Consider the following 22459-nt stretch of genomic DNA (forward strand, 5'->3'; position numbering starts at 1 on the left):
CGCTCCCGCACCCCAAGGTTCGCCCAACGTTCGCCCGGCGGCGGCCGGGGCCGCCCGCGCGAGGTGCCGGCGGCGTCGTACGTTCGATGCGTGAGTGACCGCACGAGCGAGGAGCCCCGCATGAGCACCACCCAGCACCCCGTCGTCCTCCCGGCCGAGGCCCTCACGGCCGGTGACGAGGCCGTCGTGGACGCGAACATCGACGTCGTCAACGCCATGTACGAGGAGCTGCTCGACGAGCGCGAGATCGCCCCGAACGCCCTGCGCAGCTACTACGTGGACTTCTACCTTGCGCAGATGCTCGACGGCGGCTTCGCCCAGTACGCGCTCGCGGCCCACGAACGGGGACGCGTCGACAGCCTGGTGCGCGAGGGCCTGCACGAGATGGGCGCGACCGGGCACCTGGCCCTCTTCGACGAGCTGGCCGCCGCGGCCGCGGCCCTGACCGTGGACGAGACCGAGGCGTACCTCGACGGCGACCCCGAGGCCTCGGTGGCCGTGGCCCGACTCGAGGACCTGGACGACAGGTTCGAGGGCCTCCTCGAGGAGGAGGACCTCCTGGCGCTCAACGGGGCCTGGCTCAAGGGCCAGGAGGGCCTGCTCGCGCTCGACGAGGACGGCCTCGAGGACGAGATAGCCCGCCGCGTGGGCCTCATCGGCGACCTCGAGGAGCGCCGGGCCGCGGCGGACGGGCGCGGGCTGGAGGACATGCCCGACTTCGAACTCGTGATCCGCGAGCTGTGCGACGCGGCCGGCCACGAGCTCGTGGCCGTCACCACCGCCGACCCGCACTACGTCCGCGACGGGGCCGAGTCCTTCGCCTGGCGCTTCACCACGGACCTGGGGGAGTACGTGATGGTCGAGGAAGGCGACGAGGCCGCCATGATCGACGCCGAAGACGGGACTGTCCTCGCCACCGTCGAGTTCGTGGAGCTGGACGAGGACGACTGGACGGCCGATGATGATGCCGATGGGCATGGTGCGGCCGAGGCCTCCCGGCGGGGCGGCCCCGAGGACGGGCACGCAGCGCCGGCGGCTCCCTGAGCCTTCGGCCAGCGCCGGCCGTGCGCCCTGAGGTCGGCCGGGAGGCGGCATGGACTGGCTCTACAGCCTCGACATCCTCGACGGGGCCTTCGTGGGCGGCGCGGTCGCCGCCGGCGTCGCGGTGCTTGTGGTGCTCATCGCGGCCCGGTCGGACCGCTTGCGGGTCCAGAGGCTCCTCCTCGCCTCGGCGGCCGGGACCCTCGTGGGGCTCACGTTCTATGCCGTGTGGGATGCCGCCGACTTCCTCGGCCTCTACCTCCCGGAGGACGTCGGCCGCCTCCTGATGGCCACCTGCGCGGCCGGTGCAGTCGCCCTGGCCTGCCTGTGGGACCGGCCGGCCTGGCGCAGAGCGCTGGCTGCAGTGGGCGTCCTCGTGGTCGCCGTCTCCGGTGGGACCGCCGTCAACGCCTACTTCGGCTACGACCGTACTCTGGGAGCCCTCGTCGGGGTGTCGACCGGGGCGCCGATCGACCTCGGCGCGCTGGCCAAGGACGTCGGGCCCGCCAGGGGCGCCTCGGCGGGAAAGCTCCTGTCAGGATGGACCCCTCCCGCCGGAATGCCCGTCGTGGGACGCCGGGGTACTGTGCAGATCCCCTCGAACGGCTTCCCCGCGCGCCGCGCCGGCGTCTACCTCCCGCCCGCGGCCCTGACCGCCCACCCGGTCCGGCTGCCGCTCGTCATCCTGATGATGGGCGACCCGGGCACCCCGGACCCGGACGCCGTCGCCAACGTGCTCGACGCCTTCGCCGCCACCCACCGCGGCCTGGCGCCGATCGTGGTCGTCGCGGACCAGATCGGCACCAGGGGCGATCCGGCCTGTGCCGACTCGACTACCTACGGCCCGGCGGAGAGCTACATCCTGGACGACGTCGTCCCCTGGGCCAGGCGCACCTTCAACGTCCTCGGGGATCCGGCCCACACCGCGATCGGCGGGTACTCGAACGGCGGGGCGTGCGCTTTCAAGCTCGCTGCCGAGCGGCCCGCTCTGTTCGGGGCCATGTTCTCTGCGTCGGGGGAGGAGTACCCCGGCGCAGAGTCGCCGCAGGCCGCCATCGCCAACGTCTTCCACGGCGACGTGAAGGCCTTCGACGCCGCCAAGCCCGCCGCGATTCTCGCCCGCCACCGCGGCGTGTACTCGCGGATGACCGCGGTCTTCACGGTCGGCTCGGGCGATCCTACTTTCACGCCCGGGGTGCGGCGTGCCGAGCAGGCGGCCAAGGAGGCGGGCATGACCGCGTCCTTCCGCACCGTCCCCGGCGCGGGCCACGTTCACGGCGCGATCGGAGGCGGGTTCCGCGAGGCCTTCGAGGTCCTCTTCCCGGTCCTCGGCCTGGGGGGACAGAAGTAGGCCACCCGCAGGCGCTCCCCCTCAGGGGCGCGCCTCCGGGTGGCCGCGCAGGCCGTCAGCCGCTGTACCGTCAGCCGTTGTACTGCGGACAGGCCTCGTTGGAGCAGCCCTTGTCGCGGGGGACCCACCGGTCCCCGTCCTGCTGCCACACGATGTGCCGGTGCTGCCCGCAGAGCTCGCACGACGGCGCGACGAAACTGTGCTTCTCATCTTCCGTGTAGGTGCGGAAGTCTGACATGGTTCCTCCTCCACGTGGGGCTCCCCACACTACCCGCGGCACGGGGGCGGTTCCAGAGCTCCCGCCGCCCGGGCACCCGGCCGCAGAATGATCCTGGGCGCGCCCTGCGGTGAACCGCATCGGCGACGAGGACGTGTGAAGGGACGAGGAGGTCCCCATGCCCATGGACGAGGAGGCGGTCGCGGCGCTGTACCGCGAGCACGGCGCCGCGCTGCGCCGCTTCGCCCGCGGCGCGGTGGGCAGCGAGAAGGCGGAGGACATCGTGCAGGAGGCCATCATCAGGGTGTGGCGGCAGGCCCCTCCCGCGTCCCAGGGCCTGCGCCCCTACCTGTACCGCACGGTGCGGAACCTCATCGTCGACCAGCACCGCCTCGCGTCCCGCCGTCCCCGCACGGTCGCCTCCGTGGACGAGGGGGGCGACGGCTTCACCGTGGCGGTGGACGCCGAGCGCATCGACGAGCTCCTGGACCGCGTGGTCATGGAGGAGGCGCTCGCCAGGCTCACCCCCGAGCACCGCCGGGCGCTCGTGGCTGTCCACTACCGCAGGCTAACCGTCGCGGAGGCGGCCGCCGAGCTCGGGGTCCCGGCGGGCACGGTGAAGTCCCGCTGCTTCTACGCGCTCAAGGCCCTCCGCGCCGCGCTCGACGAAATGGGGGTGGACCGATGAGCACCGGAGCGTTCCGGCCGGGGCACGAGCCGCGGGCGGACCTCGGCGCCTACGTGCTCGGGGCCCTCAGCCCGGCCGAGCGGGAGGCCGTCGAGGAGCACCTCGCAGAGTGCGCCGCGTGCCGCGCCGAGCTCACGGGGCTCGAGACGCTCCCCGCGCTGCTCGACGCGGTGCCGCCCGAGCGTGCCGCGCAGATCGCGGACGACGCCGCCCGCGCGCCCGAGCCGGGCGTCGCGCCGCGCGAGCTGCTCGCCAGGGTGACGCGGCGCCGTCGCGCGCGTGCTGCCGGGTGGGCCGTCTCCCTGGCCGCGGCGGCGGCGGCCTTCTTCGTCGCGGGGATCGCCCTCGGGCCCGCGCTCGGCGCCCGCCAGGAGCAGGCCGCCCCGCCGTCGCCGAGCGCCACGGCACCGTCCCCCCCGACGACGGTCACCCTCAGCTCGGCCGACGGCGCGCACATCGACCTCGCGCTCGTGACCCGGGCGTGGGGCACCGAGCTCGACCTCACCTGCCGGGGCATGCCGAACGGGGGCGCCTACACCGTCTGGGTCGTCTCGGCCCAGGGCGCAGCCCAGCAGGCGGCCGCGTGGAGCTCGACCGGCTACTCCGGCCGCGCCGTCCTGACGGGGGCCACCTCCTTCGAGCTCTCGGCCATCCGGGCGGTGGAGGTCAGGGACGCCGCGCAGAAGACGGTGGCGAGGACGTCGCTCGGCTGAGGCGCCGGACGCACACGCGCACCTCGGGCGACGGCGGCGCCGCCCCCTGGCCTGCGCCTCAGGCGCGGATGGCCGTGAGGTCGAAGACCACGCGTCCGGCCTTGAGGGCCTTGTTCTCGAAGCTGGTCAGGGTCCGCCCCTCGAACCGGGGGGCCCACCCGCCCACGGCATCGGCCTCCCCGGTAGGCTCGCAGTCCACCCCGGAGGCCCAGGCCGCGGTGAGAGGGCTCGCGGAGCCGGCCAGCTCGCCGTCGTGCGCGTTGCGGAAGTCCGGCGAGGCGGCCACGACGTCCCGCATCTGCTGGGCGTAGCCGGACCAGTCCGTGGCGAGCCGCCAGAGGCCCCCAGGGGCGAGGACCCGGGCGGCGAGCGCGGCGAAGGAGTCCTTCACCATGCGCCGCTTGTGATGGCGCGTCTTGTGCCAGGGGTCCGGGAAGAACACCCACAGCTCGTCCACCGAGCCGGCGGGGAGCATCGATCCGAGCACCTCGGGGGCGTTGGCCTGGACCACCCGGACGTTCGTGAGGCCGCGCTGGCCGATCCGCAGCAGCGTGTTCGCCAGGCCGGGCCGGTAGACCTCGACGGCGAGGAAATTCCGCTCCGGGTCGGCCTCCGCGGCGGCGACGATGGCCTCGCCGAGTCCCGAGCCGATCTCCACGACGAGCGGCGCCCGGCGCCCGAACTCGGCCGCGGCGTCGAACACGTAGTCGGGGTGGACCGAGGTGTCCGCCACGTGCCGGGGGACGTCCACCACATACGCGTCCGCGTGCTCGTCCCACGCGGCCTGCCGGCGGCCCTGGAGGCGTGTGCCGCGCCGGACGAAGCTGAGGGGCTGGCGGCGGTAGGTGCCGAAGGAGGCCTGGCTGCCCGGGGTGAGGGGGTTGGCCGGGGTGGTCGCGGGAGATTCGGGGTGCTCGCTCATTGCCCTCCAAGGGTACCGGGGCACGCACGACGGCGCCCCGCCGGCTTGCGCTGGCGGGGCGCCGTCCGCGGCAGCCGGGTCAGTGGCGCAGGTCCTTGCCCTTCGTCTCCGGCAGGCCGAGCACGGTCAGGATCGAGACGAGGACCATGAGCACGGCGTAGACGTTGAACATCCAGGACTGGTGGAACACGTCAGAGAACAGCTGCTGGAGGTAGGGCGCCGTCCCGCCGAACAGCGCGACGCAGATCGAGTAGGGCACGCCGACGCCGACGGTGCGGATGTGCGCGGGGAACATCTCCGCGTACGCCGCCGGGACGATCGCCGCGGAGCACGCGATGAAGATGAGCATGACGGACATCGAGACGAACAGCTGCCACGCGGCGTCGTGCAGGAGCCAGGTCATCGGGAAGTGCAGGACCGCGACTCCGGCACCGCCGATGATCAGGACCTTCTTGCGGCCGATCCGGTCGCTGACCCTGCCCCACAGCGGCAGGGCGATGAGGAAGACGACGTTGGCGCCCACGCCCGCCCAGAGCGCCTGGGTGGGGTTGATGTGCAGGCTCGAGATGGCGAAGGCCGGGGCCACCACGCCCCACACGTAGTAGATGATGGTCAGGCCGACGGTCATGCCGATGACCTGCAGGGCCTGCTTCCGGTGCTCGACGATGGAGCGCCACAGCGGGTGCTTCGGCTTCTTCGCCCCGTCCGTGAGGCCCTCGAACGCCTCCGTCTCGGGCATCCGGGCCCGCATGATGAGCCCGTACAGGCCGAGCACGGCGCCGAGGAAGAACGGGATGCGCCAGCCGAAGGAGTCCATCTGGGCCTTGCTGAGCACGCTCGTGAGGACCACCCCGAGGAAGGTGCCGAAGAGGACGCCCATGGTGCCGGAGACGTAGATCAGCGAGGACCAGAGCCCGCGCTTCTCGCGGGGCGCGACCTCGGAGAGGTAGGTCTGGGACGAGGGCAGCTCGCCGCCGTGGGCCAGGCCCTGGATGAGGCGGGCCGCGAGGAGGACGAGGGAGGCCAGGGCCCCCACCGAGGTGAAGGTCGGGGCGAGGGCGATGAGCAGGCTCCCGAAGGCCGCGAGGGCCACAGCCAGCGTCATCGACGTCCGGCGGCCGATCCGGTCGCCGATCCAGCCGAACACGAGCCCGCCGAAGGGCCGGGCCAGGAAGCCGACCGCGAAGACGGCGAGGGTCGAGAGGATAGCGGACGTGGGGTCGGCGCCGTTGAACAGCTGCTTCGAGAAGAACGGTGCGAAGGTCGCGTAGACGTTCCAGTCGAACCATTCGACGGCGTTGCCGACCCCGGTGCTCATGAGGGTCTGCCGGGTTGAGGGTGCCTTGCGGACGCGTCCGGCAACAGCGGCGTTGGTGGACATGGGGAGGGCCTCCGGGTGGGGTGGGTCAGCGGCCAGCGAGCTGGGCGGTCTTGGCGAATGCGAGGTGCGCGTACAGGGCCGCGCCATCGGCGAGGACGGCGTCGTCGAAGGTCGCGTACGGGGAGTGGTTGAACGCGGCGGTGCCCGGGTCCACGCCGGCAGGGACGGCGCTGAGCCCGATGAAGCTGCCGGGAATCTCGGCAAGGACCCGGGAGAAGTCCTCGGACCCGCTCAACGGCTGCGCGAGGCGAGCGTGCCGGCCGGCCGCGCCGCCGAAGAGTTCGGCCACGGCGCCCTCCGCGAATTCCGTCTGCGCGGTGTCCGTGATGGTGAGCGGGTACTCGGCCTCGTAGCGGACCTCGACGTCGAGGCCGTGGGCGTGGGCGATTCCCGTCAGCAGGCGCGGGATGGCCGTCTGCATGCGCTCGCGGTGCGCGTCGGAGAAGGTGCGGATCGTGGCGTCGAACTCGGCGGTGTCGGGGATGACGTTGCGCTTGGTCCCGGCGGCGAGCCGGCCGACCGTGACGACGGTCGGGTCGAACATGTCGAACTGGCGCGTGACCATGGTCTGGAGCGCGAGGACCATCTCCGCCGCGACCGTCACCGGGTCCTTGGCCGAGTGCGGCGCCGAACCGTGGCCGCCGGCGCCGAGGACGCGGACGAACAGGCCGTCGGAGGCGCTCATCATGACGCCCGGGCGGGTGACGAAGGTTCCGTGCGGGGCCATCGAGGAGAAGACGTGCATGCCGAAGGCGGCGTCGGGGCGGCGGCCCGCGGCGTCCAGCACGCCCTCTCGGATCATCACCCCTGCCCCGTCGAAGCCCTCCTCGCCCGGCTGGAACATGAAGACGACGTCCCCGGCGAGGCGGTGGCGGGCGTCGGCGAGCAGCGTGGCCGCGCCGAGCAGCATCGAGGTGTGCAGGTCGTGGCCGCACGCGTGCATCGCGCCGTCGATCCGGGAGGAGAATGCGGCTCCGGTGCGCTCCTGGACCGGGAGGGCGTCCGTGTCCGCGCGCAGCAGGACGGTGGGCGCCGGATCCGCCGACTCCCGGCCCGCGCCGCGAAGGACGGCGGTGACCGAGGTGGTGTCCGTGCCGGTCGACACCTCGAGGCCGAGGCCGTCGAGCACCGAGAGGACCTTCTCCTGCGTGCGGGGGAGGTCGAGCCCGATCTCGGGCTCCTCGTGGAGGGCGTGCCGCCACTCGGTCAGCGTGTCCTGGAGGCTGCGGGCGTCCGCGATGAGATCCATGGTTCCTTTCCTGTGACGTGCGCCACGTGGCGGTCGATGCAGACCAGTGTGTCGCTCTGGGCGGTCCAGGGGACTAGATTCGGCAGCATCATGCAGAAGCCCTCCCGCGACAGTCAGAAACATGCAGCGTCTCCGGCGACGGACCAGCTCTCGGAGGCCGACCTCGAGCTCATCAACGCCCTGCAGATCGCGCCGCGGGTCACCTGGCAGGACGCCGGACGGATCCTCGGGGTGCGCCCGGCCACGCTCGCGGCGCGGTGGGAGCGCATCGAGTCCCAGGGCCTGGCGTGGATCACCTGCTACGGGGTCGGCGATCCCACGGAGATGACGCTCGCGTTCGTCGACGTCGACTGCGCCCCCGGCAGCACGGCGGACGTCGCCGAAGCGCTCAACGCGATCCCCGAGGTCCAGACGGTCGAGCTGCCCGCCGGCCACCACGACTGCGTCCTCACGGTCTTCACCGCCACCCTCACGGACTACGCCCGGCGCGTCGCCCCGGCGATCCTGGCCATCCCGGGCGTGGAGCGGGTCCAGACCGCGCTCGGGAGCCGGCTGCACCAGGCCGGCCACTCGTGGCGCATCGCCGCGCTGGGCCCGAAGAAGTCGGCCGCGTTCGCGGCGCTCGCCGGGCGCGGGGCCGTCGAGGGCCCGCTTTCACCGGCGGCCCGCGACCTCCTCCCGCTCCTCGCACGGGACGGCCGGGCGACGGCAGCCCAGATGGCCAAGGACCTCGGGCGGACGCCGTCCACCGTGCAGCGGCAGCTCGCGCGCGTCCTCGGGTCGGGGCTCGTCGCGTTCCGGTGCGATGTCGCGCAGAACGCGGTCGGCTTCCCCGTGACGTGCACCTGGTACGCGCGGGTTCCGCCCGGCCACCACGCGGCCGCCGCCGCGGCCGTGCGGTCGCTGCGCTCCGTCCGCCTCGCGGCGTCGATCACTGGCCAGGCCAACTTCCTCGTGACCATGTGGCTGCGCTCGGTCGCCGACGTCATGACCGCCGAACTGGCACTGCAGGAGAAGGTCCCCGGGATCGAGCTCCTCGAGAGCCTCGTGCTCCTCCGCGTGACCAAGAGGATGGGCGTCCTGCTCGGGGCCGATGGGCGTGCCGAGGGGCGTGTGGCCATGCCGCGGGCGGCCATGCCGGCGGGGCTGGACTGAGGGAGGCGCCGGACAGGGTAGACTGGTAGGTCGGTGCGCATGACGCACCTGCGTCGATGAACGCGTTGACAGGCCCCGCGCCCGGACGCGAGCGCCCCTCGGAGGGTGCCGCCCGGAACCGCGGCGAGGCCAGGCTCCCTTTCCTCGGCGAACCCCGCGTGCCGGCTTGGCTCGTGGGGCCGATCCGACGCTGGAGTGTTCTGACAGCTATGGCTGACACCACCTTCGTTTCCCTTGGCGTGCCCACCGCCCTGACCCGCGTGCTCGCGGAGCAGGGCATCGAGACGCCGTTCCCCATCCAGACCAAGACCCTTCCCGACACGCTCGCCGGCCGGGACGTCCTCGGACGCGGCCGCACCGGCTCGGGCAAGACCATCGCCTTCGCGCTGCCGCTCGTGGCCCGTCTCGCGGAGGCCGGCGGCCGCCGGGCCGCAGGCCGCCCGCGCGGGCTCGTCCTCGCCCCGACGAGGGAGCTCGCGACCCAGATCAACGCGACCGTCGAGCCCCTGGCCCAGGCCGCGGGGCTGAACACGACCGTGATCTACGGCGGCGTCTCCCAGGCTCGGCAGGAGCGTGCGCTCAAGGCCGGCGTCGACATCGTCATCGCCTGCCCCGGCCGGCTCGAGGACCTCGGCCGGCAGGGCCTCGTGTCCCTCGCGGACGTGGACGTGACCGTCCTCGACGAGGCGGACCACATGGCAGACCTCGGCTTCCTGCCGGTGGTCAAGCGCCTGCTCGACCAGACCCCCCAGGGCGGCCAGCGCCTCCTGTTCTCCGCCACCCTGGACAACGGCGTGGACAAGATCGTCAAGCGCTACCTGCAGGACCCGCTCACGCATTCCGTGGACGCGCCCCAGGCAGCGGTGAGCACGATGGAGCACCACGTCCTCCTCACGGCCGACGCCGCGAGCAAGAAGAACCTCATCGAGGTCCTCGCCTCCGGCAAGGGGCGCCGCGTGCTGTTCATGCGCACCAAGCACCACGCCAAGCGGCTCGCCCAGCAGCTGACCAAGTCTGGGATCCCCGCCGTGGACCTCCACGGCAACCTGTCCCAGAACGCCCGTGACCGCAACCTCGCGGACTTCTCCTCGGGCGCGGTCAGCGTGCTGGTCGCGACGGATGTCGCCGCCCGCGGCGTCCACGTGGACGACGTCGAGCTCGTGGTCCACGTCGACCCGCCCGCCGAGCACAAGGCCTACCTGCACCGCTCGGGCCGCACGGCCCGCGCGGGCTCGGAGGGCATCGTCGTGACCATCGTCCTGCCCGAGCAGAAGCAGGACGTGCGCAAGCTCCTCAAGGATGCGGGCGTCAAGGTCGAGGTCACCCCGGTGACGTCCTCCTCCCCCCAGGTGCTCGCCCTCGTCGGCGAGCGCGCAGAGTACGTCGACCCGGCCGAGCGCGCCGCCGCGGTGGCCGCGAAGATGCCGCAGCAGGGCGGCGGCCGGTCCACCGGTTCGAATGCGCAGCGCAAGCGGTCGCGCCGCGGCTCGGGCCAGGGCGCCGCGGCGTCCTCCGCGCACGACGACGTCGCCCGCCGCGGCGGCCGGGGAACCGGCGGCGGCAGCCACCGCAATGACGTTCCGGCCGCACAGGGCCAGGCCGGCGGAAGCCAGTCCGGGCGCGGCCAGCGCTCGCGCGGTCAGGGCGAGGGCGCCGGCCGCGGCCGCGGACAGCAGGGCCGCGGGCAGAAGCGCTCCGAGCAGTCGTCCGGGGGCAGCGCCCCCGTGTGGAGCTCCACCACGGGCGGCACGTCGGGCGGAAGCTACGGCGGCGGCTCCGGGTCCTCCGGCCAGCGGGGCGGAGCTCAGGGCGGCCAGGGCCGCGGGCGCCGCGCTCCCCGCCGCGCGAGCGCGCCGGCATCGAACAGCCGCTGAGCTGCTCGAGCCGCTGAGCACCACGGACCAGCAGCTGGACCCGCGCCGCGGGGCGCCCGCAGCGCCCCGCGGCGCGGGGCCCTTGGGCACTGACCCCGGCTGCTGCGGCGTGCGTAGACTGGCTGCATGAGCAGCCACGAGACCTCCGCCCCGTCCGAGGGCGTCCGCAGCCTCTCCCCGGAGGATGCGTGGGAGCGGGCCCGCACCATGGTGGTGGGACGGATCGCGTTCAGTTCCGGCGAGCGCCTCGAGCTGTTCCCCGTCAACTACCTCGTGGACCGGGGGACGGTGCTGTTCCGGACGGCGCCGGGCACCAAGCTCGCCGCGTCGCTGGGGCGGCTGCAGGTCGTGTTCGAGGTGGACGGCTACGAGCCGGACATCAACGAGGCCTGGTCCGTGGTGATGCACGGGACGCTCGAGCCGGTGCTGGACACCGCCGAGATCGTCGAGGCCGTCGCGCTGCCGCTGTTCCCGTGGCAGTCGGGCGAGAAGGCCTTCTTCGTCCGGATCGTGCCATCGCAGATCACCGGCCGCCAGTTCGAGGTGGCGGACCCCTCGCAGTGGGTCTCCCAGTTCACCGGCGTGCGGCGCGCCCAGTCGGAGTAGCCCGGCCGCCGAGGGCCTTGAGCCCCGCGGAGCAGCCGACGATCCCGGCGATGAACACGAGCTTGGCCCAGCTGAAGTCCTCGGCACCGGCCAGCATCGCCCAGCCGACCGTGAGCGAGGCGCCGACGCCGACCCAGACGGCGTAGGCCGTCGTGAGCGGAATCCGCCGCACGCTCCACGCGAGTCCCGCCATGCTCGCGGCCGTCGCCACGAGGAACAGCGCGGTGGGGCCGGGCCGGGTGAAGCCCGCAGAGGCCGCGAGAGCGGTGGCCCACACGGCCTCGAGCACGGCGGAGGCCAGCAGCACGGCCCAGGCCATCGCTACGCCGCCGCCTTGAGCCCGGCCACGCACCCGGCGATGCCGAGGAGCAGGACCGTCCGTGCCGCCGTCGTGCGCGGGCTGGCCGGGGGCTCCACGCGGGCGGCCATGGCGTAGACGGCGGTGAGGACCACGCCGACCCCCACCCACACCGCGTATGCGGTCCCCACGGGGATCGCGGTGAGCGAGAGGGCGAGGCCGCCCATGCTCGCAGCCAGGGCGAGCACGAACACGAGGGCCGGGAGCGGGCGGCGGAAGCCCTCGGACCGTTCGAGGGCTGCGGCCCAGACGGCCTCGAGGGCGCCGGAGACGATGAGGACGAGCCAGAGCATGGGCGTGCCTTCCGGCCAGTCTTGTCGCGTTCCGGGTACTGGGTTCCCTCGTCCGGGGGGCCGCTGCGGCCCCTGGACGTCAGGGTAGCAACGAGCGAGGGGGCACGGCGCGCCGACCACGGCCACGGCGCCGGGCGGGAGGACCACAGGAATCGTGGCCCCGCCCGGAGGCGCCGGAGGCCCAACGGTGGCCGCGGCCGCCGCCCCGTTGCGCTCCTGCCGTGAGACGGGGGCCCCCGCCGCCCCGGCAGGGCAGACTGGTACCTATGAAGACCATCCTGAATCTCATCTGGTTCATCTTCGGCGGCTTCGCCCTCGCGCTGGGCTACTTCCTCGCGGGCGTGGTCTGCTGCGCGCTGATCGTGACCATCCCGTGGGGCATCGCCTCCTTCCGGATCGCCTCCTACGCGCTGTGGCCGTTCGGGCGCACCGTCGTGGACACCGGCCGCGGCGGCGCCGCGTCCGCGCTCGGCAACATCATCTGGCTCCTCGTGGCCGGGATCTGGATCGCGATCGGGCACGTGGCGACCGCCCTCGCGATGGCGGCGACCATCGTCGGCATCCCCCTGGCGATCGCGAACCTCAAGCTCATCCCGGTCTCGCTCATGCCGCTGGGCAAGGAGATCGTCCCGAGCCGGCGGCTCCTCGCGAGCTACACCCGCTGAGCGGCGGCCCCAGGCGGGGTATTCTCATCTGGAATCCGGGGGGGAGCGCACTATAAGTTGTATCCGACAAGGAGGCACCCATGCCCGAACTCGACAGCTCCCTCGCCGGCGAGTGGCGCATCGACCCGGCCCACACCCGGCTGGGCTTCTCGACCCGCCACGCGATGGTCACCAAGGTACGCGGCGCGTTCAACGACGTCGACGGGGTCATCAACGTCGACGCCGACGAGCCGACCAACTCGTCCGTGAGCGTGACCATCAAGGTCGCGAGCATCGACACGCGCAATGCCCAGCGCGACGAGCACCTGCGCACCAACGACTTCTTCGACGCCCCGCACTATCCGGAGATCACCTTCGTCTCCAAGCGCATCGACCAAGTCGAGGAGAGCAGCTTCATCGTCAACGGCGACCTCACGATCCGCGGGGTCACGAAGGAGATCGCCGTGCCCATCGAGTTCATCGGCATCGAGACCGACCCGTTCGGGAACATGCGTGCCGGCTTCGAGGGCTCGCGCCGGATCGACCGCAAGGACTTCGGCGTCAACTGGAACGCCGCGCTCGACTCGGGCGGCGTCCTCGTCTCCGACCGGATCCTGCTCGAGTTCGAGATCTCCGCGATCAAGTCCGCGGCGGGCGATGGCCAGGCCGGACAGACGCAGGCCCAGCAGAACTGACCGGCCCCGGGAGGCTGGCGTGGGCGCTGACGGAGGCCCGGACGGGGCGGCCGGGGAGTCCGAGAGCCCGGCCTACCCCTTCGTCGCCGTCGCGTTCGTCGAGCCCACCGGGATCGGCCAGCGCTTCGGCAAGCGGCACTGGCCCCTCCATGTGACCCTGCTCCGCTTCGACACGGCCCCGGAGACCGCCCACGAGGCGGTCGCCGGGGCCGTCGCCGCGTCCGGGGCGGCCCTGCCGCTGCGGGTGCGGATCGGCGAGGACGCCGACTTCGGCTACCGCGCCCGGGTCCGGGTCTCCCTCGTGGAGCCGGACGCCGGCCTCCAGGCCCTCCATGACCGCCTCCGGGAGGCCGTGGCGGCCGCGGGAGGCCGCATCCACAGCCCCCAGCACACCGGGCACGGGTTCAGGCCGCACGTCTCGGTGCAGGGCGAGCGGCGGCTGCACGCGGGCCAGATGGTCACGCTCGGCAGCGTGGCCCTGGTCGACATGGCCCCGGACGGCGACACCGACTGGCGCGTTCCGCTGGCCGACTGGCCCTGACCGCGCCGCCGCCCAGCTGCGTCGGCTCCCGCACCGGGTCCCTGGCTCAGGGCGCCAGCCACGAGCCGGCGTCGAGCTCGGCGTGCAGGTTGTGCCGGGCCCGCGCAGCCCAGAGGCCGCGGGCGGGCTCCGTGTGGAAGAGCGGATCGAGCCCGAGCAGCTGTTCGAGGACCGCGGCCCGGCCGGCGCGGAACGCCTCGTCCGGCACGTGGGCGAACTCGGCGCGGACCTGCGCCGCATACCGCCGGTACCCCCGGCGGTCCCGGCCCAGCACCGCGAGGTCCGCGTCGCACAGGAGCTGCCCCGCTGTGTCGGAGGCCGCCGGCGCGTGCTCCGCGGTGAGCCGCACGAGCCGCCCCACCTCCGCCACCTCCGTGCTGGGGAGCCCGGCATCGCCGAGGTGGGCCTCGGCCAGGGCCGCCGACTCCTCCTCGTCCCGGCCGGGCTCGGCGCCACCCGCCGCGGGGGCGCCGTATACCGCGTCGTGGAACCACGCGGCGAGGACGACGGCGCGCGGCGGGGTGCCGCCGTCGGCAATCGTCTCGAGGGCCCCCAGGACCGCGAAGAGGTGCGCGCGCGTGTGGTAGCGCCGATGCGGCTCCGCCCAGCGCGCCAGCAGCTCCCGGCCGAGCTCCACGCGGCCCGGGAGGAGCGCCTCCCAGCGGTGGGCGAGCGGACGCTCCAGGGCCTTGGACCGCTCGCGGGCCGGGACCCGCAGGCCGGACGCGATGAGGGCGCGGGCCAGGTCCCTGCCGGTCACCTCGCGGGCGCCGAGGGCCACGAGGTCGGCGTGGCGGCGCTCGGGGACGTCGTAGTGGTCCTCGTCGAAGGCGCGCTCGGGGATTCCAGCCGCCGCAGCGAAGACGTGCAGCTCCGCGAGCGAGGCATCGGAGACCAGATGCGCGAAGACCGTCCCGTGGGCCGGCCACATTGGCGAGTCGATGAGGATTGCCATGGGCACCAGCATCCACCCGCGGGGGCATCCGTGTCGCCGCCGGCGGGCCGCCGTCGGGTTGCCCGCAAGACTTGAGTTGATTACACTCAGGTTAAATGCGTTGACCTCCATGAGGTCGGCGAGGTTGGATGGATCCGGAACCTGTGGGAAGGGAGCTCGCTTTGGACGTCAAATTCACCACCAAGAGCCAGGAGGCGCTCTCCGCGGCGGCGATGAACGCCTCGACCGCCGGCAACCCGCAGGTGGAGCCGGCACACCTCCTCAAGGCGCTCATGGACCAGCGCGAGGGCGTCGCCGTCGCGCTCCTGAGGGCCACGGGCGCAGACCCGGATGCTGTCAGCGTCGCCGCGAGCACCGCCATCAAGGCGCTGCCCTCGAGCTCCGGCAGCACGGTCGCCCAAGCCCAGCTGAGCCGGCAGGCCCTCCAGGTCGTCCAGGCGGCCCAGCAGCAGGCCGAGCAGCTGGGGGACACCTTTGTCTCGACCGAGCACCTCCTGCTCGGGCTGGCGGCCGACGGCGGCGCTGCCGGCAAGGCGCTGCGGGACAGCGGTGCCCAGCTCGAGTCGCTCAAGGCTGCCCTCCCGGGGGTCCGCGGGGACCGGAAGGTGGACTCCCCGGACCCCGAGAACACGTTCCAGGCGCTCGAGAAGTACGGGACCGACCTCACGGCCGTGGCCCGCTCCGGCAAGCTCGACCCCGTGATCGGACGCGACTCCGAGATCCGCCGCGTGATCCAGGTCCTCTCGCGCCGCACCAAGAACAACCCGGTCCTGATCGGCGAGCCCGGCGTGGGCAAGACCGCCGTCGTCGAGGGCCTCGCCCAGCGCATGGTGGCCGGGGACGTCCCGGAGAGCCTGCGCGGCAAGACCCTCATCTCCCTCGACCTCGGCTCCATGGTGGCCGGCGCGAAGTACCGCGGCGAGTTCGAGGAGCGGCTCAAGGCCGTCCTCGAGGAGATCAAGGCCTCCGAGGGGCAGATCGTCACCTTCATCGACGAGATCCACACCGTGGTCGGCGCCGGCGCCACCGGCGACTCCTCGATGGACGCCGGCAACATGCTCAAGCCCATGCTCGCCCGCGGCGAGCTGCGGCTCATCGGCGCCACGACGCTCGACGAGTACCGCGAGAACATCGAGAAGGACGCCGCGCTCGAGCGCCGGTTCCAGCAGGTGTTCGTCGGCGAGCCGAGCGTGGACGACACCATCGCGATCCTCCGCGGCCTCAAGGAGCGCTACGAGGCCCACCACAAGGTCGCCATCGCGGACTCGGCACTCGTGGCCGCAGCCACCCTGTCCAACCGCTACATCTCCGGCCGGCAGCTCCCGGACAAGGCCATCGACCTCGTTGACGAGGCGGCGTCCCGGCTGCGGATGGAGATCGACTCCGCGCCGGAGGAGATCGACCAGCTGCGCCGCGCCGTCGACCGGCTGACCATGGAGGAGCTCGCCCTCGAGGGCGAGACGGACGCCGCGAGTGTCGAGCGGCTCGCAGCCCTGCGGGAGGACATGGCGGACAAGAAGGAGGAGCTCGCCGCGCTCAACGCCCGGTGGGACGCCGAGAAGGCGGGCCTGAACCGGGTCGGCGACCTCAAGGCGAAGATCGACGAGCTGCGCGGGCTCGCGGACAAGGCCCAGCGCGAGGGCGACCTCGCGGAGGCCTCCCGCATCCTCTACGGGGAGATCCCGACCTTCGAGCGCGAGCTCTCCGAGGCCTCCGCCGAGGAGGCCGCCGGGCTCGGCAGCGCGAAGATGGTGGCGGAGGAGGTCACGGCCGACGATATCGCCGAGGTCATCTCCGCATGGACGGGCATCCCCGCCGGGCGCATGCTCCAGGGCGAGAGCCAGAAGCTGCTGCGCATGGAGGAGGAGCTCGGCAAGCGGCTCATCGGCCAGAGCCGGGCCGTGCAGGCCGTCTCCGACGCCGTGCGCCGGGCCCGGGCCGGGATCAGCGATCCCAACCGGCCCACCGGCTCGTTCCTGTTCCTCGGCCCCACCGGCGTCGGCAAGACCGAGCTCGCCAAGGCCCTCGCGGACTTCCTATTCGATGACGAGCGCGCCATGGTCCGGATTGACATGAGCGAGTACTCGGAGAAGCACGCCGTCGCGCGTCTCGTCGGCGCGCCTCCGGGGTACGTCGGCTACGAGGAGGGCGGCCAGCTCACCGAGGCCGTGCGGCGGCGCCCGTACTCGGTGATCCTCCTCGACGAGGTGGAGAAGGCCCACCCCGAGGTGTTCGACATCCTCCTCCAAGTCCTCGACGACGGGCGCCTGACCGACGGCCAGGGCCGCACCGTGGACTTCCGCAACGTGATCCTCGTGCTCACCTCGAACCTCGGCAGCCAGTTCCTCGTGGACCCCGACCTCAGCGAGGGGTCCAAGCGCGAGGCCGTCATGGGTGTGGTCAATGCCTCGTTCAAGCCCGAGTTCCTCAACCGGCTCGACGACGTGATCATGTTCGATGCCCTCTCCGTCGACGAGCTGTCCCGGATCGTCGAGCTGCAGGTCGACTCGCTCCAGGCCCGGCTCACCGAGCGCCGCCTCACCCTCGAGGTGACCGACGGGGCCCGTGCCTGGCTCGCGATGACCGGCTACGACCCCGCGTACGGCGCCCGGCCGCTCCGTCGCCTCGTGCAGCGGGAGATCGGAGACCGGCTCGCGCGCGAGATCCTGGCCGGCGAGATCTCCGACGGCGACACCGTCCTCGTGGACGTGGCCGATGTGGAGGTGGACCTCAAGGACCTCACCGGGGCCACGAGCGGGCTGAGCGTCAGGCGCAAGGAGCCGGCCGTCCAGTAGGGGAGCCGCGCCCCGCAGCGTCCGGCCGCGGGGCGCGACGGGGTCCGGCGATCAGGGGAGGAAGGACGACGTCAGCGTGTTGCCGTTCGTGCTCACGATGTAGCAGTCCATCCTGCGGTCGCCGGACTTCCAGCCGTCCTCGTTCGGGTAGGCGGAGCGCTGCTTCAGGGAGCTGACGTCCTGGGGCAGCTTCACGTCGGAGGCCATGCACAGCTGCCCGGCCCGCTGCTCGAGCGCGTCGCGGCCCGGGTAGGATCCGCCGTCGGCCGCCTTCTCGACCCCTACCAGCTGGGCGGAGTGGGGCTCGGTGCACGGGACCCTGTTGCCGGATGCGGCGGCGGCGTCGAAGTCGGCGAAGCAGTCGCCCTTGGCGTACGCGCTCGCCTCGACGGAGGCGGGCCTGCCGATCCCGGCGAGAGCGGCGATGCCCCAGATGATCAGGCCCACGGCCGCGACGGCCGCGAGCAGGATCCAGCCCGAGGGGCGCTTCCGCCGCGGGCGTCCTTGACGCCCCTTGCGCCCCTGGCGCCTCGTTCCCACCGGCTCGAGGGGGCGTCCGTCCGCTGTCGGCTCCGCCTCCAGGGACGGGATCGCCGCGGTCCTCGGGGACCGCGCGGGGCGCGGGGGAGGGGGCGGGAAATCCTCGCGGCGCGGGGCATCGGGGACGTTGGACGTGCTCATGCACTGGGCTCGCTTCCTTGTAGCTCACACGGCCAGTGGCCAGCGCCGATCGAATACGCGGAACGGCGCAATTGCCTGTAGTCTAGACCTACGACAAATTGATCAGACACTCCGGGGCCTCGCGAACGTGCCTTCGCGACAACCTCCGGGACTACGCAAAAGAGGGGGTCACGCCATGGGGCGCGGCCGTCAAAAGGCTAAGGCAACCAAGCAGGCCCGGGACATCAAGTACTACAGTCCCAGCACTGACTACGCAGCTCTCGAGCGGGAACTCGGCTCGCAGGGCGGCCACTCGTCTCACCGTTACGCGGACAACCCCGAGCCGGACTACTCGGACTACGAGGACAAGTACGCGGATCAGTTTGCCGACGAGGACGACGACGAGGACTCTCGCCGGATCGGTTGAGGCCCTGAACCCCTTCGAGCATCCGGCCGTCGCCGGAGCGCACGCCGCCGCATTGCGGTCCATAGCGCGCGAGGTGACGGAGAACGCCGCACCCCAGCCGCCCGACGTCGCCCGCGAGGGGATCCTCGGGATGCTGCGCGGGCGGGGCGTGCTCGTGCTCACCGGAGCGGGCGTCTCCACGGCGTCGGGCATCCCCGACTACCGCGGCCCGCAGGGGTCCTGGCGCAAGCACCGGCCGATGACCTATCAGGAGTTCCGCCACGATCCTGCCGCGCGGCACCGCTACTGGGCGCGCAGCTTCATCGGCTGGCGGCACCTGAACCGGGCCGAGCCCAACCGGGCGCACCGGCTCCTCGCAGGTCTTGAGGCGTCCGGGCACGTGGCCGGCGTCGTCACGCAGAACGTGGACGGGCTGCACGCGGCGGCCGGGACGCAGCACCTCGTGGCGCTCCACGGCGACCTGGACCGGGTGGTGTGCCTCAACTGCGGCAACCTCGAAGGGCGCACCAATCTCGACGAGCGTCTCGCCCAGGCGAACCCGGGCTACGCCGAGGCGGTCGCCCACGATCCCGCCACCGTCAATCCGGACGGCGACGTCGAGCTCGACGCCCGATGGGTCGCGCGCTTCGTCATGGTGCCCTGCCTCGTCTGCGGCTCCGACATGCTCAAGCCGGACGTCGTGTACTTCGGCGAGGGCGTTCCCGCCGAGCGCAAGGAACGGGCGACGGCGATGCTCGCCGCGGCGCGTGGCCTCCTCGTGCTGGGCTCGTCGCTGGCGGTCATGAGCGGCTTCCGGTTCGTGCTCGACGCCGGCCGGGACCACAAGCCGGTCGGGATCGTCAACCAGGGGCCCTCGCGCGGGGACTCCCGCGCGGCCTGGCGCTGGCGCGCCGACATCGGCCATGCCCTCGAGGACCTCAGCGGCGCCCTCTGACGCCCCCGCAACCTGCCCTCCGACCTCGGCCACCCCGCCGCACCGCTCGGCCCCCTTAGCCCTTCCGTTTCGGCTACGCATCGCGTCGGCAAAACGGTGTTTCAGGTACGAGCTGTCGTACCCGAAACGCCGAAAGAGCGGCGAGATGCGTACCCGAAACCGGGGGAGGGGTGCGGGGGAGGCTCCGGGTCAGGCGTAGGCGTTGACGAGGCGGACGGCGCCGCCGTCCACTCCCTTGGCGCCCTGGACGTAGTCGGGACCGCCCGCCTGGGCAAGGGACGCGTCGTCGTCCGAGACCTGGCCCATGACCCACGAGGGGAGCCCGCGCTCGGCGAGGCGCGCCAGCGCGGCGTCGGCGGCGTCGGGGGCGACGATCGCGACCATGCCCACGCCGAGGTTCAGCGTCCGCTCGAGGTCGGGCTGCGGCACGCCGCCGAGCTCGGCGACGAGCTTGAAGATCGCCGGGAGCTCCCACGTGGAGCGGTCCACGGTCGCGAGGAGGCCCTTCGGCAGCACGCGGGCGAGGTTGGCGGCCAGGCCGCCGCCGGTGACGTGGGAGAAGCCGCGCAGCGCGAGCTCCTCGCCGCCGGCCGTACCGTTGAGCTGCCGCACGAGGTCGAGGCAGTCGGCGGCGTACACGCGGGTCGGCTCGAGCAGTTCCTCGCCGAGCGTCCGGCCGAGCTCGGAGACCTGCCGGTCGAGCGCCCAGCCGGCGTGGTTGATGACCCGCCGCACGAGGGAGTAGCCGTTCGAGTGGATGCCCGAGGATGCCATGCCGATGACGACGTCGCCCGCGCGCACCCGGTCGGGGCCGAGCAGGGCGTCCGCCTCGACGACGCCGGTGGCCGCGCCCGCGACGTCGTACTCGTTCTCGCCCAGCAGGCCCGGGTGCTCGGCGGTCTCGCCGCCCACGAGGGCGGTCCCCGCCACGGAGCAGGCCGCCGCGATGCCGCGCACGATGTCCGCGATGCGCTCGGGGACGACCTTGCCGCACGCGATGTAGTCGGTCATGTACAGCGGCTCGGCGCCGACCACGACGATGTCGTCCACGACCATGCCCACGAGGTCGAAGCCGATCGTGTCGTGCACGTCCATGGCCTGCGCGATCGCGACCTTGGTCCCGACGCCGTCGGTCGAGGTCGCCAGGAGCGGCCGGCGGTAGGTGAGCAGCCGCGAGACGTCGAACAGGCCCGCGAAGCCGCCGACGCCGCCGAGCACCGAGTCGGTGTGCGTGGCCTTGACGGCGTCCTTCATGAGCTCGACGGCGCGGTCCCCGGCCTCGACGTCGACACCGGCGGCGGCATACGTGATGCCGGTGGCGCCCGGTGCGGGCTGGGACTGCTCAGGGGTGCTGGCGCTCATGCGGTTTCATTCCTGTCGGCCGGGGTCAGCAGGGACTCGAGTTCGGATCCGGGGCCCGGGTCGCAGCCGGCGGCGCCGGGGCGTTCGGCGGGGTCGGCAGTGGCGCCGTCCGCGGTGGCCCCGGCGGTCTCGCGCTCGAGGAGGTTCTTTCCGAGCCTGTCGGCGCTCGGCAGCTCGATCGGGTACGTGCCCGTGAAGCAGGCGGTGCACAGGCGCTCGCGCGGCTGGTGCGTGGCCGCGATCATGCCGTCCTCGGAGATGTACCCGAGGGAGTCCGCGCCGATGGCCTGGGAGATCTCCTCGATGGTCGCACCGTTGGCGATGAGCTCGGCGCGCGAGGCGAAGTCGATCCCGTAGAAGCACGGCCACTTCACCGGCGGCGACGAGATCTTGATGTGGACCTCCTTGGCCCCGGCCTCGCGCAGCATGCGCACGATCGCCCGCTGCGTGTTGCCGCGCACGATCGAGTCGTCCACCACGACCACGCGCTTGCCCCGGATCACGGATTCGAGCGCGTTGAGCTTGAGCCGGATGCCAAGCTGGCGCAGCGTCTGGGACGGCTGGATGAAGGTACGGCCCACGTAGGAGTTCTTGACGAAGCCGTGCGCGAACGGGATGCCGGACTCTTCGGCGTACCCGACCGCGGCCGGGGTGCCCGACTCGGGGACCGGGATCACGATGTCCGCCTCGTGCGTGTTCTCGCGCGCCAGCTGGCGGCCCATCTCGACGCGGGACTCGTAGACCGAGCGGCCCGCGATCGAGGCGTCCGGGCGGGCGAGGTACACGTACTCGAAGACGCAGCCCGCGGGGGTGGCCGCGCCGAAGCGCTGGGAGCGGACGCCCTTCTCGTCGATGGCGATGAACTCGCCGGGCTCGATCTCGCGGATGAAGCTCGCGCCGACCGTGGCGAGGGCGGACTGCTCGGAGGCGACCACCCAGCCGCGCTCGAGCCGGCCCAGGCACAGCGGGCGGACGCCGTAGGTGTCTCGCGCGGCGTAGAGCGTGCCCTCGTCCATGAACACGAAGCAGAATCCGCCGCGGATCTTCGGCAGCAGCTCGACGGCCGTCTGCTCGAGGGTCTGGCCCTTCTGGCCCTGCAGGAGCGCGGTGACGAGGGCCGTGTCCGAGGTGTTGCCCTGCTTCATCTCGCCGGTGAGCTCGCCCCCGGTGAGCTCCTCGAGCATGTCCCGCAGGTCGGCGGTGTTGGTCAGGTTGCCGTTGTGGGCGAGGGCCACGGTACCGTTCGCGGTCGCGCCGAGCGTGGGCTGGGCGTTGGCCCAGTGGCTCGCACCGGTCGTCGAGTAGCGGCAGTGGCCGACGGCGAGGTGGCCCGTGAGTGTGTTGAGCGTGGACTCGTCGAACACCTGGGAGACGAGGCCCATGTCCTTGTACACGTTGATCCGGGAGCCGTCGCTCGTCGCGATGCCCGCGGATTCCTGCCCGCGGTGCTGGAGCGCATACAGCCCGTAATAGGTGAGCTTGGCGACTTCTTCGCCGGGTGCCCACACCCCGAAGACGCCACAGGCGTCCTTGGGACCTTTGTCGTCTGTGTCTAAGTCGAGAGAGAGGAGTCCGTCACCACGTACCACTGGTCGATT

23 protein-coding genes and 1 riboswitch are annotated in these 22459 nt (G+C 72.6%); of the genes, 13 read left to right on the top strand and 10 right to left on the bottom strand.

Annotation, left to right across the window (positions count from 1 at the left end; all coding sequences use genetic code 11):
* Positions 1-120: 120 nt before the first annotated feature.
* Together ACYVKZ_RS18360 and ACYVKZ_RS18365 are read left to right on the top strand one after the other, a co-directional pair.
* Complete coding sequence (locus ACYVKZ_RS18360; RefSeq protein WP_460993664.1) at positions 121-1044, top strand: DMP19 family protein; 924 nt, start codon at positions 121-123, stop codon at positions 1042-1044.
* A gap of 49 nt (positions 1045-1093) precedes the next feature.
* Positions 1094-2392: an alpha/beta hydrolase gene (locus ACYVKZ_RS18365; RefSeq protein WP_460993665.1), complete on the top strand. Its 1299-nt coding sequence runs from the start codon at positions 1094-1096 to the stop codon at positions 2390-2392.
* 70 nt (positions 2393-2462) lie between these two features.
* Here ACYVKZ_RS18365 and ACYVKZ_RS18370 read toward each other — a convergent pair whose 3' ends face one another.
* Positions 2463-2630 carry a hypothetical protein gene (locus ACYVKZ_RS18370; protein WP_460993666.1) on the bottom strand — a complete coding sequence of 56 codons (168 nt, stop codon included), beginning with the start codon at positions 2628-2630 and terminating at the stop codon, positions 2463-2465.
* Positions 2631-2787: 157 nt separating this feature from the next.
* On the opposite strand from ACYVKZ_RS18370, the gene ACYVKZ_RS18375 reads away from it, so the two are divergent.
* Positions 2788-3297 (top strand): sigma-70 family RNA polymerase sigma factor, encoded by a 510-nt coding sequence (locus ACYVKZ_RS18375; RefSeq protein WP_460993667.1) that lies wholly within the window; start codon positions 2788-2790, stop codon positions 3295-3297.
* Positions 3294-4010 (top strand): anti-sigma factor family protein, encoded by a 717-nt coding sequence (locus ACYVKZ_RS18380; RefSeq protein WP_460993668.1) that lies wholly within the window; start codon positions 3294-3296, stop codon positions 4008-4010. Before ACYVKZ_RS18375 ends, ACYVKZ_RS18380 begins: the two co-directional genes overlap by 4 nt.
* A gap of 58 nt (positions 4011-4068) precedes the next feature.
* Here the strand turns inward: ACYVKZ_RS18380 and trmB are convergent, their stop codons facing one another.
* The 3 genes from trmB to ACYVKZ_RS18395 form a co-directional block, all read right to left on the bottom strand.
* Positions 4069-4932 (bottom strand): tRNA (guanosine(46)-N7)-methyltransferase TrmB, encoded by an 864-nt coding sequence (gene trmB / locus ACYVKZ_RS18385; RefSeq protein WP_460993669.1) that lies wholly within the window; start codon positions 4930-4932, stop codon positions 4069-4071.
* A gap of 79 nt (positions 4933-5011) precedes the next feature.
* A complete protein-coding gene (locus ACYVKZ_RS18390) occupies positions 5012-6313 on the bottom strand; it encodes an MFS transporter (protein ID WP_460993670.1) in 1302 nt (433 codons plus the stop codon).
* Positions 6314-6338: 25 nt separating this feature from the next.
* A complete protein-coding gene (locus ACYVKZ_RS18395) occupies positions 6339-7562 on the bottom strand; it encodes a M20 metallopeptidase family protein (RefSeq protein WP_460993671.1) in 1224 nt (407 codons plus the stop codon).
* A 90-nt stretch (positions 7563-7652) separates the two neighbouring features.
* Between ACYVKZ_RS18395 and ACYVKZ_RS18400 the strand changes: the two genes are divergently transcribed.
* The 3 genes from ACYVKZ_RS18400 to ACYVKZ_RS18410 all read left to right on the top strand — a co-directional run bounded on the left by ACYVKZ_RS18400 (position 7653) and on the right by ACYVKZ_RS18410 (position 11197).
* Complete coding sequence (locus tag ACYVKZ_RS18400; protein ID WP_460993672.1) at positions 7653-8717, top strand: Lrp/AsnC family transcriptional regulator; 1065 nt, start codon at positions 7653-7655, stop codon at positions 8715-8717.
* A 209-nt stretch (positions 8718-8926) separates the two neighbouring features.
* Complete coding sequence (locus ACYVKZ_RS18405; RefSeq protein ID WP_460993673.1) at positions 8927-10591, top strand: DEAD/DEAH box helicase; 1665 nt, start codon at positions 8927-8929, stop codon at positions 10589-10591.
* A 126-nt stretch (positions 10592-10717) separates the two neighbouring features.
* Positions 10718-11197, top strand: a complete 480-nt coding sequence (locus ACYVKZ_RS18410) for a pyridoxamine 5'-phosphate oxidase family protein (protein WP_460993674.1) — start codon at positions 10718-10720, stop codon at positions 11195-11197.
* Here ACYVKZ_RS18410 and ACYVKZ_RS18415 read toward each other — a convergent pair.
* Positions 11166-11516, bottom strand: a complete 351-nt coding sequence (locus tag ACYVKZ_RS18415) for a DMT family transporter (RefSeq protein WP_460993675.1) — start codon at positions 11514-11516, stop codon at positions 11166-11168. The two genes, ACYVKZ_RS18410 and ACYVKZ_RS18415, sit on opposite strands and share 32 nt — an antisense overlap.
* A 2-nt stretch (positions 11517-11518) precedes the next feature.
* The gene (locus ACYVKZ_RS18420; protein WP_460993676.1) at positions 11519-11848 is read right to left on the bottom strand and encodes a DMT family transporter; all 330 of its coding nucleotides are present in this window, start codon (positions 11846-11848) and stop codon (positions 11519-11521) included.
* Positions 11849-11858: 10 nt separating this feature from the next.
* Positions 11859-11925: riboswitch (guanidine-III (ykkC-III) riboswitch) on the bottom strand.
* Between the two features lie 189 nt (positions 11926-12114).
* On the opposite strand from ACYVKZ_RS18420, the gene ACYVKZ_RS18425 reads away from it, so the two are divergent.
* The 3 genes from ACYVKZ_RS18425 to ACYVKZ_RS18435 all read left to right on the top strand — a co-directional run bounded on the left by ACYVKZ_RS18425 (position 12115) and on the right by ACYVKZ_RS18435 (position 13728).
* On the top strand, positions 12115-12513 hold the full coding sequence (locus tag ACYVKZ_RS18425; protein WP_307005096.1) for a YccF domain-containing protein: 399 nt from the start codon (positions 12115-12117) through the stop codon (positions 12511-12513).
* An 80-nt stretch (positions 12514-12593) separates the two neighbouring features.
* The gene (locus ACYVKZ_RS18430; RefSeq protein ID WP_460993677.1) at positions 12594-13187 is read left to right on the top strand and encodes a YceI family protein; all 594 of its coding nucleotides are present in this window, start codon (positions 12594-12596) and stop codon (positions 13185-13187) included.
* A gap of 19 nt (positions 13188-13206) precedes the next feature.
* Positions 13207-13728, top strand: a complete 522-nt coding sequence (locus ACYVKZ_RS18435; RefSeq protein WP_460993678.1) for a 2'-5' RNA ligase family protein — start codon at positions 13207-13209, stop codon at positions 13726-13728.
* A 46-nt stretch (positions 13729-13774) separates the two neighbouring features.
* Here the strand turns inward: ACYVKZ_RS18435 and ACYVKZ_RS18440 are convergent, their stop codons facing one another.
* Positions 13775-14683 carry a DUF4031 domain-containing protein gene (locus ACYVKZ_RS18440; RefSeq protein WP_460993679.1) on the bottom strand — a complete coding sequence of 303 codons (909 nt, stop codon included), beginning with the start codon at positions 14681-14683 and terminating at the stop codon, positions 13775-13777.
* Positions 14684-14844: 161 nt separating this feature from the next.
* Between ACYVKZ_RS18440 and clpB the strand changes: the two genes are divergently transcribed.
* The gene (clpB, locus tag ACYVKZ_RS18445; RefSeq protein WP_460993680.1) at positions 14845-17478 is read left to right on the top strand and encodes an ATP-dependent chaperone ClpB; all 2634 of its coding nucleotides are present in this window, start codon (positions 14845-14847) and stop codon (positions 17476-17478) included.
* A 51-nt stretch (positions 17479-17529) separates the two neighbouring features.
* Here the strand turns inward: clpB and ACYVKZ_RS18450 are convergent, their stop codons facing one another.
* Entirely contained in the window at positions 17530-18159 is a 630-nt protein-coding gene (locus tag ACYVKZ_RS18450; protein ID WP_460993681.1) for a septum formation family protein, read from the bottom strand.
* A 175-nt stretch (positions 18160-18334) separates the two neighbouring features.
* Between ACYVKZ_RS18450 and ACYVKZ_RS18455 the strand changes: the two genes are divergently transcribed.
* Together ACYVKZ_RS18455 and ACYVKZ_RS18460 are read left to right on the top strand one after the other, a co-directional pair.
* A complete protein-coding gene (locus tag ACYVKZ_RS18455; RefSeq protein WP_307005085.1) occupies positions 18335-18565 on the top strand; it encodes a DUF3073 domain-containing protein in 231 nt (76 codons plus the stop codon).
* A gap of 4 nt (positions 18566-18569) precedes the next feature.
* Positions 18570-19499, top strand: coding sequence for an NAD-dependent protein deacetylase (locus ACYVKZ_RS18460; RefSeq protein WP_460993897.1), 930 nt, complete (start codon positions 18570-18572; stop codon positions 19497-19499).
* A gap of 189 nt (positions 19500-19688) precedes the next feature.
* On the opposite strand, the gene purM is transcribed toward ACYVKZ_RS18460, so the two are convergent.
* Both purM and purF read right to left on the bottom strand, forming a co-directional pair.
* Positions 19689-20861: a phosphoribosylformylglycinamidine cyclo-ligase gene (gene purM, locus ACYVKZ_RS18465; protein ID WP_460993682.1), complete on the bottom strand. Its 1173-nt coding sequence runs from the start codon at positions 20859-20861 to the stop codon at positions 19689-19691.
* Positions 20858-22450: an amidophosphoribosyltransferase gene (gene purF, locus ACYVKZ_RS18470; protein ID WP_460993683.1), complete on the bottom strand. Its 1593-nt coding sequence runs from the start codon at positions 22448-22450 to the stop codon at positions 20858-20860. The genes purM and purF overlap by 4 nt, the downstream gene beginning before the upstream one ends.
* Positions 22451-22459 lie beyond the last annotated feature (9 nt).

This window comes from Sinomonas soli (assembly GCF_054782415.1).